The following is a 16,541-nucleotide window of genomic DNA, read 5'->3' as shown; positions in this document are numbered from 1 at the left end:
GGCCCTGTCCCGCCGGTGCCCGGAAAACGGGGCGGCCGCTGTCCGTGCGGCGCCGTACACTGGGCGGAGCGAGAAGCGTGGATGGGGACGAGTAGCGGCGTACGCAGCCCAGAGCGACCCGGGGACGGTGGAAGCCCGGGGGCGAGCGCGACGTGAAGATCACCCCGGAGCCGCCGGAAGAAAGCCCCGCAAGGGCCAGTAGAACCGGCTTCGCGACCCCAATGAGGGGGCTCACCGGCGCGTACGGCGCCCGGAGAGCCAAGGAGGGTGGTACCGCGGGAGCGCGCCGCACACGGCGTACGGAAGGCAAGGCTCTCGTCCCTCCGACGGAAGGCAGCAAGTCCGTTGGAGGAAGCTCGCAGATGACAGCGCCGACGTACCGCCAGGTGCCCGCACAGGTCGACCTGCCCGCCCTCGAGCACGCCGTGCTCGACTTCTGGCGCGAGCAGAAGATCTTCGCCAAGACCCTGGAGCAGTCCGAGGGCCGCCCCGAGTGGGTGTTCTACGAGGGGCCGCCCACCGCCAACGGCATGCCCGGCGCCCACCACATCGAGGCGCGCGTCTTCAAGGACGTCTTCCCCCGCTTCCGCACCATGCGCGGCTACCACGTGGCCCGCAAGGCCGGCTGGGACTGCCACGGGCTGCCCGTGGAGCTCGCGGTCGAGAAGGAGCTGGGCTTCAGCGGCAAGCCGGACATCGAGAAGTACGGCATCGCCGAGTTCAACGCCAAGTGCCGTGAGTCGGTGACCCGGCACACCGACGCCTTCACCGAGCTCACGACCCGCATGGGCTACTGGGTCGACCTCGACGACGCCTACCGCACCATGGATCCCGAGTACATCGAGTCGGTCTGGTGGTCGCTGAAGACCATCTTCGACAAGGGGCTGCTGGTCCAGGACCACCGCGTCGCCCCTTGGTGCCCGCGCTGCGGCACCGGCCTGTCCGACCACGAGCTGGCGCAGGGCTACGAGACGGTCGTCGACCCCTCCGTGTACGTCCGTTTCCCGCTCACCTCCGGTCCGCTCGCCGGCCAGGCCGCGCTCCTGGTGTGGACGACCACCCCATGGACCCTGGTGTCCAACACGGCGGTCGCCGCGCACCCGGAGGTCACCTACGTCGTCGCCACCAACGGCGAGGAGCGGCTCGTCGTCGCCGAGCCGCTGGTCACCAAGGCGCTCGGCGAGGGCTGGGAGACCACGGGCCAGTCCTTCACCGGCGCCGAGATGGAGCGCTGGACTTATCAACGTCCGTTCGAACTGGTTGAGTTCCCTGAACCGGCGCATTATGTCGTCAACGCCGAATACGTCACGACCGAGGACGGTACGGGCCTGGTCCACCAGTCCCCCGCCTTCGGTGAGGACGACCTGAAGGTCTGCCGCGCCTACGGCCTGCCGGTGGTGAACCCGGTCCGCCCGGACGGCACCTTCGAGGAGGACGTGCCGCTGGTCGGCGGCGTCTTCTTCAAGAAGGCCGACGAACAGCTCACCGAGGATCTCAAGCAGCGCGGCCTCCTCTTCAAGCACCTGCCGTACGAACACAGCTACCCGCACTGCTGGCGCTGCCACACCGCGCTGCTCTACTACGCGCAGCCGTCCTGGTACATCCGCACGACGGCGATCAAGGACCGTCTCCTCGCGGAGAACGAGAGGACGAACTGGTTCCCGGACACGGTCAAGCACGGCCGGTACGGGGACTGGCTGAACAACAACATCGACTGGGCGCTGTCCCGCAACCGCTACTGGGGCACCCCGCTGCCGATCTGGCGCTGCGAGGACGACCACCTCACCTGCGTCGGCTCCCGAGCGGAGCTCACCGAGCTGACCGGCACCGACCAGTCGGAGCTGGACCCGCACCGTCCGTTCATCGACGACGTCACCTTCGCCTGCCCCCGGTGCGCGAAGACGGCCACGCGCGTGCCGGAGGTCATCGACGCCTGGTACGACTCGGGTTCGATGCCGTTCGCGCAGTGGGGCTACCCGTACAAGAACAAGGAGCTGTTCGAGAGCCGTTACCCGGCCCAGTTCATCTCCGAGGCGATCGACCAGACGCGCGGGTGGTTCTACACCCTCATGGCCGTCGGCACCCTGGTCTTCGACAAGTCGTCGTACGAGAACGTGGTCTGCCTGGGGCACATCCTCGCCGAGGACGGCCGCAAGATGTCCAAGCACCTGGGCAACATCCTTCAGCCGATCCCGCTGATGGACCAGCACGGCGCGGACGCGGTGCGCTGGTTCATGGCGGCCGGCGGCTCGCCGTGGGCGGCCCGCCGGGTCGGGCACGGCACCATCCAGGAGGTCGTCCGCAAGACGCTGCTGACGTACTGGAACACGGTCGCCTTCCAGGCGCTGTACGCCCGTACGTCGAACTGGGCGCCTTCCGCGGCCGATCCGGCCCCGGCCGACCGCCCGGTCCTGGACCGCTGGCTGCTCTCCGAACTGCACGCGCTCACCGACCAGGTGACGCAGGCTCTGGAGGCGTACGACACCCAGCGCGCCGGCAAGCTGCTGTCCGCGTTCGTCGACGACCTGTCCAACTGGTACGTCCGCCGCTCGCGGCGCCGTTTCTGGCAGGGCGACAAGGCCGCGCTGCGCACGCTGCACGAGGTCGTGGAGACCGTCACCAAGCTGATGGCCCCGCTGACCCCGTTCATCACCGAACGGGTGTGGCAGGACCTGGTGGCGCCGGTGACCCCGGGCGCCCCGGAGTCGGTGCACCTGGCCGCGTGGCCGGAGGCGGACCTGGGCGCGATCGACCCGGAGCTGTCCAGGCAGATGGTTCTGGTACGACGGCTCGTGGAGCTGGGCCGGGCCACGCGCGCGGAGTCGGGCGTGAAGACGCGGCAGCCGCTGTCCCGGGCGCTGGTCGCGGCGGTCGGCTTCGACGCGCTCGACCCGGAGCTGCACACGCAGATCACCGACGAGCTGAACGTGTCCTCGCTGGCCTCGCTGTCCGAGGTGGGTGGTTCGCTGGTGGACACCACGGCCAAGGCCAACTTCCGGGCGCTGGGCAAGCGGTTCGGCAAGCGGGTGCAGGAGGTCGCCAAGGCGATCGCCGTGGCGGACGCGGCCGCGCTGTCGCTGGCGCTGCGCGAGGGCACGGCGTCGGTGGAGGTCGAGGGCGAGACGGTGACGCTGGCACCGGACGAGGTGATCATCACGGAGACGCCTCGTGAGGGCTGGTCGGTGGCGTCGGACTCCGGCGCGACCGTCGCGCTCGACCTGGAGATCACGGAGGAGCTGCGGCAGGCGGGGCTCGCCCGGGACGCGATCCGGCTGATCCAGGAGGCGCGGAAGAACAGCGGGCTGGATGTGGCCGACCGGATCGCGCTCAGGTGGGTGTCGACCGACCCTGCGGTGATCGCGGCGCTGGCGGAGCACGCTGCGCTGATCGCCGACGAGGTTCTCGCGACGGAGTTCTCGCAGGGCGAGGCCGACGGGAGTTATGGAGAGCCGTTCGTTGACGAGGGGCTGTCTCTGACGTTCCGGCTGCGGAAGGCGTAAGCGCCGGCCTGTTCTGGAAGGGCCCGGTCTCCAGACGGGGATCGGGCCCTTCCGGTGCGTGCGGGTCGGTGTCCTTGGCCTGCGCCCACGCGGCGGAGCCGCAGACCGGCGCGGCTCCGCGCCCCTGATTGACGAACCCCTCCTCACACCTGCGGGCCGACGACCCTGGCCTGCGCGGTTCCCCGCGCCCCTGAGTTACGAACCCCTTCTCACACGTACGGGGCGACGACCCTGGCCTGCGCCCACGCGGCGGGGGGTGCAACTCGCGTAAAAAGGGCGGGGCCCCGGATCGAGATCCGGGGCCCCGCCCTGGTGAAGGCTGCCGACGCCTACGCGGTACTACGCGGCGGCCGTCAGTTGTCGTCCTCGTCGATGAGGAAGCCGCGCATCGGGGACGGTGCCTGGCCCATCGGGGACGGGCCCTGCGGGCGTACCGGCGCCATCGGCTGGGTCATCGCCGGCGTCATCTGCTGCTGGCCGCCGTAGGACGGGCCAGCGGGGGACGGGGCGCCGCCCATCGACGGGTTGCCGCCGTAGGACGGGGCGCTCGCGCCGGCCGGGGCCATGGAGGGCGCCGGGGACGGCGGGAGGGAGGCCGTGGCCGGGGTGCGCGGCGGCGCCAGGGAGTCGTCGGCCTGGGTCTCCAGCTGACGCAGCTGCGACTCCAGGTACGACTTCAGACGCGTGCGGTACTCGCGCTCGAAGCCGCGCAGGTCCTCGACCTTGCGCTCCAGCGTGGCGCGCGCGGACTCCAGGGAGCCCATGGCGACGCGGTGCTTCTCCTGCGCGTCCCGCTCCAGCGCATCGGCCTTGGCACGGGCGTCGCGCTCCAGACCCTCGGCGCGGCTGCGGGCCTCGCCGACGATCTTGTTGGCCTCGGAGCGGGCCTCGGCGATCGCCTGGTCGGCGGTCTGCTGGGCCAGCGAGAGGACACGGGCGGCGCTGTCGCCACCGGGGCCCTGACCGGGGCCGCCCATCGGACCGCCCATGGGACCGCCCATCGGGCCACCCATCTGCTGCTGCATGGGCGGCTGGCCACCCATCGGACCCATGCCCTGACCCATCGGACCGGGACCCTGGCCCATCGGGCCCTGCCCCATCGGACCCTGCCCCATCGGACCCTGGCCCATCGGACCCTGGCCCATCGGACCCTGGCCCATCTGGCCCTGACCCATCGGACCCTGGCCCATCGGACCGGGACCCTGCGGACCGCCCTGGCCACTGGGACCGGCCGGCAGCTGCGGGGCGCCGCTCGGCAGCTGCGGGGGACCGCCCATGGGGCCACCCATCTGCTGCTGCGGCGGGCCCGATATGCCGGCGGGCACCGGAGCGCCGGGACCTCGCATGCCCTGCTGGGGCATGCCGCCTTGCTGAGGCATGCCCTGCTGCGGCATGCCCTGAGGCATTCCGCCCTGCTGGGGCATTCCGCCCTGCTGCTGGTCCTGCGGCTCCGGAGGCTTGCGCATGTTCTGCTGGTTCTGGGCAGCAGCGCGCGTGGCCGCGGCCAGTTTGGCGCGCAGGTCCTCGTTCTCGCGGAGCAGGCGCGTCAGTTCGGCTTCGACCTCATCGAGGAAGGCATCGACCTCGTCCTCGTCATAGCCTTCTCGGAGGCGGACGGTCGTGAACTGCTTGTTCCGCACGTCCTCGGGGGTCAACGGCATCTCTTCACCTCAACGTAGTCGTCGGCGTTCGGCAAGACGGTAGGTCACATCGCTCATCACAGCCGACCAACGATCGCAATCAGGATGTAGACGATGATCATCAGTACGAAGAAGGACAGGTCGAGCGCCACGCCCCCGAGACGCAGCGGCGGGATGAACCGCCGCAGAAGCTTGAGCGGTGGATCGGTGACAGTGTAGGTGGCCTCAAGTACGACCACCATCGCCTTGCCGGGTTGCCATGAGCGGGCGAACTGGAACACGTAGTCCATGACCAACCGGAAGATGAGCACGATGAGGAAGCACATCAGCGCGATGTAGATCACATCCAGGAACACGCCCATGATCCGTGCTTTCCCTCTCCCCTGTTTCCGTGCCTTGTACCGGTCTTGCGTCTCAGCTCTGGTTGAAGAACCCGCCCTCTGCGATGCGGGCCTTGTCCTCCGCCGTGACATCGACGTTAGCAGGCGACAACAGGAACACCTTCTGCGTCACCCGTTCGATGCTGCCGTGAAGACCAAACACCAAACCGGCCGCAAAGTCGACAAGTCGCTTCGCGTCTGTGTCGTCCATCTCAGTCAGATTCATGATCACCGGGGTGCCCTCGCGGAAGTGTTCCCCGATGGTACGGGCCTCGTTGTAGGTCCGGGGGTGAAGCGTGGTGATCCGGTAAGGCTCTCGTTCCGACACGACCTTGGGCATGATCACCGGTGCGTTCTTCTCCAGGCTTGCGCGTTCTTGTGTGATGGACGCCACGGGGGCGATGCGCGCCGGGCGTCCCGATTCCGCGGGGAGCGCGGCGGAATGCGACATCGGTTCGCGCGGGGGCGAGGGGTGTACCACTCGTACCGAATCGTCCCTTTGGGACTGGTGTGCCCCGTGGGACTGGTGCGACGGCTCGTGCCGTCGATGATCCCGCTCGGGCTCCGGGTCCAGTTCGGGCTCGAAGTCGTCATCGGGGTCGAATCCGCGGCCGTCGTACCCATCGTCCTCCACGAGGCCGAGGTAGACCGCCATCTTGCGCATCGCGCCGGCCATGCTCTGAGTCCTCCGCTCTGTGGTGGATCGGTGACGACTGCCAAGTCCCGCGATCCACGCGGTCATTGCGCCCACCTGAGGCGGCATTGACCATATTTTCTGCTGTGGTCCGACTTCCTGGCGACGTTACCCGAGCCTGGGGCGGACTCCGAGTACCGCAGTGCCGACGCGTACATGTGTCGCCCCGGCGGCCACGGCTTCCTCAAGGTCCGCACTCATCCCTGCGGAGACCATGGTGGCAGCCGGATGGGCTCGGCGCAGGTCAGTCGACAAATCCATCAACCGATCGAACGCCGCACGCGGGCGCCCCGCGTACTCCCCGGTGAGCGGAGCGACGGTCATGAGGCCGTCGAGCCGCAGTCCCGGCGCACCGGCGACGAGGTCGGCCAACTCTTCGATTCCGCCCGGCGCCACACCGCCGCGCTCCCCCCTTCCGCTCGTGCCCGCGTCGAGTGCGACCTGCAGGAGGCAGCCGACCTCGCGCCCGGCCCGCACCGCCTCCCTGGACAGGACGTCCACGAGCTTGGAACGATCGACGGACTGCACGAGATCCGCATAACCCACGACGGATCGCACTTTATTGGTCTGCAATTGCCCAACAAAGTGCCAACCAAGAGGCAGATCCGAGCATTCGGCAGCCTTGGGGGCCGCGTCCTGGTCGCGGTTCTCCGCGACATGGCGCACCCCCAGCCCGGACAGGAGCCGCACGTCGCTCGCCGGGTAGGTCTTGGTGACCACGATCAGGGTCACCTCCTCCCGCTTGCGCCCGGCCGCCGCGCAGGCGGCGGCGATGCGCTCCTCCACTTTCGCCAGGTTCGCGGCGAGTTCGGTTCTACGGTCCGTCATGTCTCATCAGTCCAGCCACACATATCCGGCGAGCCGCCCGGTGGTGCGGTCCCGGCGGTACGAGAAGTGATCGCCCGACTCCAGCGTGCACACCGGCGACTGCGCCCGGTCGAGCACCCCGGCGCGCGCGAGCTGTGCGTGCACCCCGGCGCTCACGTCCACCGCCGGAGTGCCCCAGCCGGTCTCGGCGTGCGCCGCCGGCTCGGCGGCGGCCACCTCGGCGCGCATCGTCTCCGGCACCTCGTAGCAGCGGCCGCAGACGGCGGGGCCGGTGCGGGCGACGATCCGGGCCGGGTCGGCGCCGAGTCGGGTCATCGCGCGCACGGCGGCGGGCACGACCCCCGCGACCATCCCGGGCCGTCCCGCGTGGGCGGCCGCCACGATCCCGGCGACCGGGTCGGCGAGCAGCACCGGCGTGCAGTCGGCGGTGAGGACGGCGAGGGCGAGCCCCCGGCGCGCGGTGACCACCGCGTCGGCCTCGGGCACCGGGCGCTCTCCCCAGGGCTCGTCCACGACGGCCACGTCGTTTCCGTGGACCTGGTTCATCCAGACCACCCGGCCGGGGTCCAGGCCGAGCGACCGGGCGGCGATCTCCCGGTTGGTGCGTACCGCGTCGGGGTCGTCGCCGACGGCCCCGCCCAGGTTGAGCTCCTCGTACGGAGCGGCGCTCACCCCGCCCCACCTGTCGGTGAAGGCGAAGTGCGCGCCGCTCACGGTCTCGCGCTGTCCTGTCACGTCGTAAGGATCACTTGAGGAAGTCCGGTACGTCCAGTTCCTCGGCCGCGCTGTCCGTGTACGTCCGCGACGGCGGGACCGGCGGGGCGACCGGGATGTCGGCCACCGGCTCGGGCGCCGGCTCCGGCTCCTCCTTCGGGGTCACGCTGCCGAGCGAGCCGAAGGAGGGGCGCTCGGGCTCCCGCCGGGCCGGAGCCGGCTCCTCGCGACGGGCGGGGGCCGAGGACGAGCCGAGCACGTTGTCCCGGCGGGCCGGGGGCTGGCCCCCGTCGAAACCGGCCGCGATCACGGTGACGCGGACCTCGTCACCGAGGGCGTCGTCGATGACCGCGCCGAAGATGATGTTGGCCTCGGGGTGCGCCGCCTCGCTGACCAGCTGGGCGGCCTCGTTGATCTCGAACAGGCCGAGGTCGGAGCCGCCGGAGATGGAGAGCAGGACGCCCCGGGCGCCGTCGATGGAGGCCTCCAGGAGCGGCGAGGAGATCGCCATCTCGGCGGCGGCCACCGCGCGGTCGTCGCCGCGGGCCGAGCCGATGCCCATGAGGGCCGAACCGGCCTCCGACATGACCGACTTGACGTCGGCGAAGTCGAGGTTGATCAGGCCGGGGGTGGTGATGAGGTCGGTGATGCCCTGGACACCGGAGAGCAGGACCTGGTCGGCCGACTTGAACGCGTCGAGCACCGAGACCTGGCGGTCCGAGATGGACAGCAGCCGGTCGTTGGGGATGACGATGAGGGTGTCGACCTCTTCGCGGAGTTCGGCGATGCCGTCCTCGGCCTGGTTGGCGCGGCGCCGGCCCTCGAAGGTGAACGGGCGGGTGACCACGCCGATGGTGAGGGCGCCGAGGGAGCGCGCGATGTTGGCCACGACGGGCGCGCCGCCGGTGCCGGTGCCGCCGCCCTCACCGGCCGTCACGAAGACCATGTCGGCCCCCTTGAGGACCTCCTCGATCTCCTCGCGGTGGTCCTCGGCGGCCTTGCGGCCGACGGCCGGGTTGGCGCCGGCGCCGAGTCCCCGGGTGAGTTCACGGCCGACGTCGAGCTTGACGTCGGCGTCGCTCATCAACAGCGCCTGTGCGTCGGTGTTGATGGCGATGAACTCGACGCCCTTGAGACCGACCTCGATCATCCGGTTGATGGCATTGACACCACCGCCGCCGACACCGATGACCTTGATGACTGCGAGGTAGTTCTGCGGTGCTGCCACGTCGAAGGCCTCTCGCCTCGAATTACGTTGCCGTCCACGTGCGGTGCCCCGCGCGGGACGGCAGATGCCGATTGGGACGGTCCGTAGCGCCGACCCGAACCCTAACCCTGAAGTTTAGGGTTACCAGTGTGTCTGTTCCCTGGAGTCTTCTGAACAGGACACTAAGTCGACAAGTGGCGCCCGTTCAACGAACACGCCGAACCTCCCGTTTTTCTTTTCACCCTATGTGATCAGGCATAGCGGTGCCCAACCAGGGTGCTGGCCTGCGCTGATGTGCGTCAACTCGCCGATGACGCAGGGGCGGTGGGAACACTCACGTCGAAGTGGCGGGCACCGGAAGCGGCTTTCATGAGCGCGGTGAGCGTGCGCGCCTTCGCCGCGCCGTTCTCCGAACTGCCCCACTCGACGACCCGGCCGCCGCCCAACTCCAGCGAGATGTCGTCGTAGGAACGGACCTTGAGGGTTCGGGTGTCCCGGCGGACGGCGGCCGGAACGGCACGCGCGACCTCGACCGCCTCCCGCACCAGCCGGTCCGTGCCGAAGCGGCGCAGGCTCGCGGTGGCCGAACCCGACCGGGACAGGCTCAATTCCAGCGCCGGAACACCTTCCGGCGCCCGGGAAACCGTGGCGAAACGGACGCCTCCCTTGTCCACTTCGGTGAAGTTTCCGCCCTTTTCGATAAGCAGCACCGGCGCGCGCTCGACTACTTTCAGCCCGATTCCGTGAGGCCAGGAACGGACGACGTCCACCGCGTCAATTCGGGGCAGTTTCCGGCGCAGTCGGGCCTCGATCCCGTCGGTGTCGACGGAGACCATCGGCGCTCCGACCGGGACGCCGGCGGCCGCGAGGACCTGCTCGGGGGTCAGAACGGCCGTCCCGGACACGGAGACATGACGCACCCGCAGCCACGGGGAGCCGTACAGCAGCCAGACGGAGCCGGACCCGAGGAACACAACGGCCAGCACCAGAATGACGATCCTACGAAAGCGGCGGTTCCGCAGCCGACGGACGAGCGGCGGGCCGGACGACTCCTGCCGGCGTTCACCGCGTTCGGCGGTGGTGGTCGGTCCGGCCACGCTACTCACTTGCCTTTCGTCATACGGTCCTATCGGCGTGAGGCGATCGCCTCGTACACCATGCCGACGAGCAGCTCGTCGGCGTCCCGGCGGCCGAACTCGCTTGCCGCGCGGGACATCTCGTACAGCCGGTGCGGGTCGGCGAGCACGGGCAGGACGTTCTGCTGCACCCACTCCGGGGTGAGTTCCGCGTCGTCGACCAGCAGGCCGCCGCCGGCCTTGACCACCGGCTGGGCGTTCAGCCGCTGTTCGCCGTTGCCGATGGGCAGCGGGACATAAGCGGCCGGGAGTCCGACGGCGGAGAGTTCGGCGACGGTCATCGCGCCCGCGCGGCAGAGCATCATGTCGGCCGCGGCGTACGCGAGGTCCATCCGGTCCAGGTAACTTACCGGGATGTAGGGGGGCATTCCCGGCATCTGGTGCACCTGCGGCAGTTCGTTCTTCGGGCCGACCGCGTGCAGGATCTGGATGCCGGCCTGCTGGAGCCAGGGCGCGACCTGCTGGACGACCTCGTTGAGGCGGCGGGCGCCCTGGGAGCCGCCCGAGACCAGCAGCGTGGGCAGGTTGGGGTCGAGGCCGAAGCGGTGGCGGGCCTCGGGGCGGGCGGCGGCCCGGTCCAGGGTCGCGATGGAGCGGCGCAGCGGGATGCCGATGTAGCGGGCGTCGCGCAGCTTGCTGTCCGGGGTGGAGACGGCGACCTTGGCGGCGTACCGGGAGCCGATCTTGTTGGCGAGGCCGGGTCGGGCATTGGCCTCGTGGATCACGATCGGCACGCCGAGGCGCTTGGCCGCGAGGTAGCCGGGCAGGGCGACATAGCCGCCGAAGCCGACGATGCAGTCCGCCTTGGTGCGCTCCAGGATCTGCTCGGCGGCCTTGATGGTGCCGCGCAGCCGGCCCGGGACGGTGATCAGTTCGGGGGTGGGCTTGCGGGGCAGCGGCACCGCCGGGATCAGTGCGAGCTCATAGCCGCGTTCCGGGACGAGCCTGGTCTCCAGACCGCGTTCCGTGCCCAGGGCCGTGATCCCCACGGTGGGGTCCTGCCTGCGCAGGGCGTCCGCGAGGGCGAGCGCGGGCTCGATGTGGCCGGCGGTCCCCCCACCAGCGAGTACGACATGCACCGAAATTCACCGCTCTCCGGACGAGCGCGCCGCCGAGGCACGCCGTCGCATCGTGTTCCATCTCCGAGGCCCCTGAGGGCCCCCGGCTCCTCGTTTTCTACCAAAGCGAGGTTGCCGCATCGCAAGCGCCGCCCGCGCAGCGGGCTCGTCGCGCGCGAAGGCGATCAGCAGCCCGATGGCGAACATGGTCGGCAGCAGGGCGGAGCCTCCGTAGGAGAACAGCGGGAGGGGGACGCCGGCGATCGGCAGCAGGCCGAGCACCGCACCGATGTTGATCACCGCCTGAGCGGTGATCCAGGTGGTCACGCCTCCCGCGGCGTACCTCACGAAGGGGTCCTCCGTGCATCCGGCCACGCGGATACCCGCATAGCCTAGAGCCGCGAAGAGGGCCAGCACCGACAGTGTGCCCGCCAGGCCCAGTTCCTCACCGGTGACGGCGAAGATGAAGTCTGTGTGGGCTTCGGGGAGTTGACCCCATTTCTCCACACTCGCACCGAGCCCGGATCCGAAGAGGCCGCCGCTGGCCAGGGCGTAGATGCCATGAACGGCCTGCCAGCAGTCGGCGACGCCGGTCTTCGGCTCGGTGGCGCCGATGCAGGCGAGCCGGGCCATGCGGTTGGGGCTGGTCTTGATGAGGATCACACCGAGCACGCCCGCGATCGACAGCACCCCCGCGAACAGCCGGGTCGGCGCCCCCGCCAGCCACAGCAGGCCGAACAGGATCGCGGTGAGGATGATCGCGGTCCCCATGTCGCCGCCGAGCATGATCAGGCCGAGCAGCAGGAAGCTCACCGGAACGAGCGGCACCAGCATGTGCTTCCACTGGGTCAGCAGCCGCTTCTCCTGTTTGCGCGCCATCAGGTCGGCGCCCCACAGCACGAGGGCGAGCTTGCCGAACTCGCTGGGCTGGATCTGGAAGGAGCCGCCGAGGGCGATCCAGTTCTGGTTGCCGTTGACGGACATCCCTATCCCCGGCACCTGCACGAGCGCCATCATGAAGACGGCGCCGGCGAGGATCGGGTAGGCGAGCGCCCGGTGCAGTTTCACCGGCATGCGGGACGCCACGAACAGCAGCGCGCCCCCGATGCAGGCGGCCAGGAACTGTTTGCGGAAGAAGAACGAGCCGGGCAGCGACATCTGCAGCGCGGTGATCTGGGAGGCCGAGTAGACCATCACCAGACCCAGCACGATGATCAGCAGACTGCCGCCGAGGATCAGGTAGTAGGCGGTCAGCGGCCGGTCCCAGGCCCGTTGGGCCCGTGTGTGGAGCCGCCGCAGCGGGTTGTCGCGGGAGGCTCGGGGCGCGGCGGGCCGGCGGACCGCTCCCTGTACGGGCGGCCGGCCGGTGCGGCTACCGGGCATCAACGCCTCCGCTGCACGTCGAGCGTCCCACGCGTCCCTCCCAAGGTCGCCCGGCAGGCGGCCGGGTCAGGCGCCGAGTTCGCGAACCGCCTGAGCGAACGCGTCACCGCGCTTGTTGTAGTTGGCGAACATGTCCATGGAGGCACAGGCGGGTGCCAACAGCACCGTGTCTCCGGCGACGGCGAGTCGCCGGGCCTCCCGGACCGCCGCGAGCATCGCCCCAGTGTCGGTCCGGTCGAGGTCGACGACCGGGACTTCGGGCGCGTGTCGCGCGAGGGCCTCCCGGATGAGGGCGCGATCGGCGCCGATGAGCACCACACCGCGAAGCCGCTTTGCCGACTTGGCGACCAGCTCGTCGAAGGTCGCGCCCTTCGCCAGCCCGCCCGCGATCCATACGATCGACTCATACGACGCCAACGAGGCTTCCGCCGCGTGGGTGTTGGTGGCCTTGGAGTCGTCGACGTACGCGACGCCGTCCACGTCGGCGACGTGCGCGATGCGGTGGGCGTCCGGCGTGAAGGCCCGCAGCCCGTCCCGTACGGCCGTGGGGGGCACCCCGTAGGCGCGCGCGAGGGCCGCCGCGGCAAGGGCGTTGGCGATGTTGTGCGGGGCCGGCGGGTTGACGTCGGAGACCTCGGCCAGTTCCTGGGCGTTCTTGTGCCGGTTCTCGACGAAGGCGCGGTCGACCAGGATGCCGTCCACGACGCCGAGTTGGGACGGTCCCGGGGTGCCGAGGGTGAAGCCGACGGCCCGGCAGCCCTCCTCGACGTCGGCCTCGCGCACCAGCTGCTCGGTGAGCTTGTCGGCGACGTTGTAGACGCAGGCGACCCGGTTGCCCTCGTAGACGCGGCCCTTGTCCTTGGCGTACGCCTCCATGGAGCCGTGCCAGTCGAGGTGGTCGGGGGCGAGGTTCAGCACGGCCGCCGAGTGGGCGCGCAGCGAGGGCGCCCAGTGCAGCTGGTAGCTCGACAGCTCCACCGCGAGGACGTCGTACTCCTGGTCCCCGAGGACCGCGTCGAGCAGCGAGACGCCGATGTTGCCGACCGCCGCCGTGCGCAGGCCCGCGGCCCTCAGGATCGACGCCAGCATCTGGACGGTGGTGGTCTTGCCGTTGGTGCCCGTGACGGCCAGCCAGGGGGCCGCATCGGGGCCCCGGAGCCGCCAGGCCAGCTCGACGTCGCCCCAGATGTCGACACCGGCCGCGCGGGCCGCCTGGAACAGCGGCTTGTCCGGCTTCCAGCCCGGCGCGGTGACGATGAGCTCGGTGCCCTCCGGCAGGGTGCCCGCGGCGGAGCCGCTGACGGACGCAGTGTCACCGAGTCGTACCGTGACGCCCAGCGCCTCCAGTCCGGCGGCCTGCTCACGCGCGCGTGCGTCGTCGCCGTCGTTGACGACCGTGACGATCGCCCCGCGCGCGTGCAGCACCTTGGCCGCCGGGACACCGGAGACGCCGAGCCCGGCGACGGTGACGTGCATGCCCTGGAAGTCCGGGGACACCGAGGAGGTCACTTGTCCGCTGCCCATCCCGCGTAGAAGAGGCCGAGTCCGACAATCACACAGATGCCCTGGATGATCCAGAAGCGGACCACCACAAGGACTTCGGACCAGCCCTTGAGTTCGAAGTGGTGCTGGAGCGGTGCCATCCGGAAGACGCGCTTGCCGGTGAGCCGGAAGGAGCCGACCTGGATGACGACCGACATCGTGATGAGGACGAACAAACCGCCCATGATGGCGACGAGGAGTTCGGTGCGGGACAGGATCGCCAGGCCCGTGAGGACACCGCCGAGCGCGAGCGAACCGGTGTCGCCCATGAAGATCTTGGCGGGCGAGGTGTTCCACCACAGGAAGCCCAGGCAGGAACCCATCAGCGCGGAGGCGATGACCGCGAGGTCCAGCGGGTCGCGCACCTCGTAGCAGGCATTGGGGTTGGTCAGGGTGATCGCGTTGGCGCAGGACTCCTGGAACTGCCAGACGCCGATGAACGTGTAGGCGCCGAAGACGAGCACGGAGGCGCCGGTGGCGAGGCCGTCCAGACCGTCGGTCAGGTTCACGCCGTTCGACATCGCGAGGATCATGAACAGCGCCCAGACCACGAACAGCACCGGGCCGATCGACCAGCCGAAGTCCGTGATGAAGGACAGCTTCGTGGACGCCGGGGTGTTGCCGCGGGCGTCGGCGAACTGGAGCGAGAGCACCGCGAAGGCGATGCCGACGATCAGCTGGCCGGCCATCTTCGCCTTGGCCCGCAGACCCAGCGAACGCCGCTTGACGATCTTGATGTAGTCGTCCAGGAAGCCGACCAGGCCCATCCCGCACATCAGGCCCAGCACCAGCAGGCCCGAGTAGGTCGGGGTGTAGCCGGTGATCACCTTGGACAGGAAGTAGGCGGCGACCGTGGACAGTATGAAGGCGATACCGCCCATCGTCGGCGTACCGCGCTTGCTGGCGTGCTCGCGCGGGCCGTCGTCACGGATGTACTGGCCGTAGCCCTTGCGGGCGAGGAGCTTGATCAGCAGCGGGGTGCCGATCAGCGTCAGGAAGAGACCGATGACGCCCGAGAAGAGGATCTGCTTCATCATCGGGCATCAACACCCTCGGCATCGGCCTCGACGAGCGCCTGCGCAACGCTCTCCAGACCCACCGACCGTGACGCCTTCACGAGTACGACGTCCCCCGGGCGCAACTCGCTGCGCAACAGGTCGATCGCCGCCTGTGCGTCGGACACGTGCACCGACTCCTCACCCCACGAACCCTCGTTATATGCGCCCAGTTGCAGCCAGGAGGCTTCCACTCCCCCGACAGCGACGAGCTTGCCGACATTGAGCCGGACGGCGAGCCGTCCGACCGCGTCGTGCTCGGCGAGCGCCTCGTCCCCGAGCTCGGCCATCTTGCCGAGCACCGCCCACGTGCGGCGCCCCTTGCCCATGGCCGCGAGCGCGCGCAGCGCGGCTCGCATGGACTCGGGGTTGGCGTTGTAGGCGTCGTTGACGATGGTCACGCCGTCCGGGCGCTCGGTGACCTCCATACGCCAGCGGGAGAGGGAGCCCGCCTCCGAGAGCGCGAGGGCGATCTCTTCCGCGGACATGCCCAGCTCATGGGCGACGGCGGCCGCGGCGAGCGCGTTCGACACGTGGTGCTCACCGTACAGGCGCATGGTCACATCGCTTGCACCGGAGGGTGTGTGAAGGCTGAACGCGGGCTGTCCCGTGTCCGTGAGTCGTACGTTCTCGGCCCGTACGTCCGCTTCGGCCGACTCTCCGAAAAGGACCACCTTCGCCTTGGTACGGGAGGCCATGGCCCGCACCAACGGGTCGTCCGCGTTGAGGATCGCGGCGCCGCCGTCCTCGGCCGCGGGCAGCGCCTCCACCAACTCGCCCTTCGCCTGGGCGATCTGCTCCCGGCCGCCGAACTCGCCGATGTGGGCGGTGCCGACGTTGAGGACCAGGCCGATCTTCGGGGGCGTCAGATCGGTCAGGTAGCGGATGTGGCCGATGCCGCGGGCGCCCATCTCCAGCACCAGGAACTTCGTCTCCTCGGTGGCGGACAGGGCGGTCAGCGGCAGCCCGATCTCGTTGTTGAGCGAGCCGGGCGTGAACACGGTCGGCGCCTTGGTGCGCAGCACCTGGGCGATGAGGTCCTTGGTACTGGTCTTGCCGGCCGAGCCGGTCAGCGCCACGAGGGTCGCGCCGAGCCGTCGTACGACATGACGCGCGAGGGCGCCGAGGGCGGTCTGGACGTCGTCCACGACGATCGCGGGCACGCCGACGGGGCGCGACGCCAGTACGGCGACCGCGCCCTGTCCGACGACCTGGGCGGCGAAGTCGTGGCCGTCCACGCGCTCGCCCACGAAGGCGGCGAACAGACTGCCCGGCCCCGCCTCGCGGGAGTCCCGGACGACCTCGCCGGTGACCAGGACGGACGGATCCGGTATGTCGTGCGTCTGCCCGCCGACGACTGCTGCGATCTCGGCGAGAGAGAGGGCGATCACAAGTTCATCCCCT

Annotated in this window: 13 protein-coding genes; 1 reads left to right on the top strand and 12 read right to left on the bottom strand. The window is 69.9% G+C overall.

What is annotated here, in order from left to right; all coding sequences use genetic code 11:
* Positions 1-362: 362 nt before the first annotated feature.
* Positions 363-3,500 (top strand): isoleucine--tRNA ligase, encoded by a 3,138-nt coding sequence (gene ileS / locus AB0P24_RS17330; protein WP_365794746.1) that lies wholly within the window; start codon positions 363-365, stop codon positions 3,498-3,500.
* A gap of 353 nt (positions 3,501-3,853) precedes the next feature.
* Here the strand turns inward: ileS and AB0P24_RS17325 are convergent, their stop codons facing one another.
* From AB0P24_RS17325 to murF, 12 genes are all read right to left on the bottom strand, one after another.
* On the bottom strand, positions 3,854-5,161 hold the full coding sequence (locus AB0P24_RS17325; protein ID WP_365794744.1) for a DivIVA domain-containing protein: 1,308 nt from the start codon (positions 5,159-5,161) through the stop codon (positions 3,854-3,856).
* A gap of 56 nt (positions 5,162-5,217) precedes the next feature.
* Positions 5,218-5,502 carry a YggT family protein gene (locus AB0P24_RS17320; protein ID WP_181805458.1) on the bottom strand — a complete coding sequence of 95 codons (285 nt, stop codon included), beginning with the start codon at positions 5,500-5,502 and terminating at the stop codon, positions 5,218-5,220.
* A 52-nt stretch (positions 5,503-5,554) separates the two neighbouring features.
* Positions 5,555-6,196: a cell division protein SepF gene (sepF, locus tag AB0P24_RS17315; protein ID WP_365794741.1), complete on the bottom strand. Its 642-nt coding sequence runs from the start codon at positions 6,194-6,196 to the stop codon at positions 5,555-5,557.
* A gap of 126 nt (positions 6,197-6,322) precedes the next feature.
* Positions 6,323-7,042 carry a YggS family pyridoxal phosphate-dependent enzyme gene (locus AB0P24_RS17310; RefSeq protein ID WP_365794740.1) on the bottom strand — a complete coding sequence of 240 codons (720 nt, stop codon included), beginning with the start codon at positions 7,040-7,042 and terminating at the stop codon, positions 6,323-6,325.
* Positions 7,043-7,048: 6 nt separating this feature from the next.
* Complete coding sequence (pgeF, locus tag AB0P24_RS17305) at positions 7,049-7,777, bottom strand: peptidoglycan editing factor PgeF (RefSeq protein WP_365794739.1); 729 nt, start codon at positions 7,775-7,777, stop codon at positions 7,049-7,051.
* 10 nt (positions 7,778-7,787) lie between these two features.
* Positions 7,788-8,984: a cell division protein FtsZ gene (ftsZ, locus tag AB0P24_RS17300; protein ID WP_365794738.1), complete on the bottom strand. Its 1,197-nt coding sequence runs from the start codon at positions 8,982-8,984 to the stop codon at positions 7,788-7,790.
* A 278-nt stretch (positions 8,985-9,262) separates the two neighbouring features.
* Positions 9,263-10,060 (bottom strand): FtsQ-type POTRA domain-containing protein, encoded by a 798-nt coding sequence (locus AB0P24_RS17295; RefSeq protein ID WP_365794737.1) that lies wholly within the window; start codon positions 10,058-10,060, stop codon positions 9,263-9,265.
* A 29-nt stretch (positions 10,061-10,089) separates the two neighbouring features.
* The gene (gene murG / locus AB0P24_RS17290; protein WP_365794735.1) at positions 10,090-11,178 is read right to left on the bottom strand and encodes an undecaprenyldiphospho-muramoylpentapeptide beta-N-acetylglucosaminyltransferase; all 1,089 of its coding nucleotides are present in this window, start codon (positions 11,176-11,178) and stop codon (positions 10,090-10,092) included.
* 6 nt (positions 11,179-11,184) lie between these two features.
* Positions 11,185-12,540: a putative lipid II flippase FtsW gene (gene ftsW / locus AB0P24_RS17285; RefSeq protein WP_365794734.1), complete on the bottom strand. Its 1,356-nt coding sequence runs from the start codon at positions 12,538-12,540 to the stop codon at positions 11,185-11,187.
* Positions 12,541-12,606: 66 nt separating this feature from the next.
* A complete protein-coding gene (murD, locus tag AB0P24_RS17280; protein ID WP_365794732.1) occupies positions 12,607-14,064 on the bottom strand; it encodes a UDP-N-acetylmuramoyl-L-alanine--D-glutamate ligase in 1,458 nt (485 codons plus the stop codon).
* Positions 14,046-15,116 carry a phospho-N-acetylmuramoyl-pentapeptide-transferase gene (mraY, locus tag AB0P24_RS17275; protein WP_181807536.1) on the bottom strand — a complete coding sequence of 357 codons (1,071 nt, stop codon included), beginning with the start codon at positions 15,114-15,116 and terminating at the stop codon, positions 14,046-14,048. Before mraY ends, murD begins: the two co-directional genes overlap by 19 nt.
* The gene (murF, locus tag AB0P24_RS17270) at positions 15,116-16,528 is read right to left on the bottom strand and encodes a UDP-N-acetylmuramoyl-tripeptide--D-alanyl-D-alanine ligase (protein WP_365794730.1); all 1,413 of its coding nucleotides are present in this window, start codon (positions 16,526-16,528) and stop codon (positions 15,116-15,118) included. The genes mraY and murF overlap by 1 nt, the downstream gene beginning before the upstream one ends.
* Between the last annotated feature and the right edge of the window lie 13 nt (positions 16,529-16,541).

Origin of the sequence: Streptomyces sp. NPDC086519 (genome assembly GCF_040686075.1) — a bacterium.
GTDB lineage: Bacteria > Actinomycetota > Actinomycetes > Streptomycetales > Streptomycetaceae > Streptomyces > Streptomyces shenzhenensis.
Note: the sequence above shows the minus strand (reverse complement) of the source record. Positions and strands in the feature narration are given on the sequence as shown.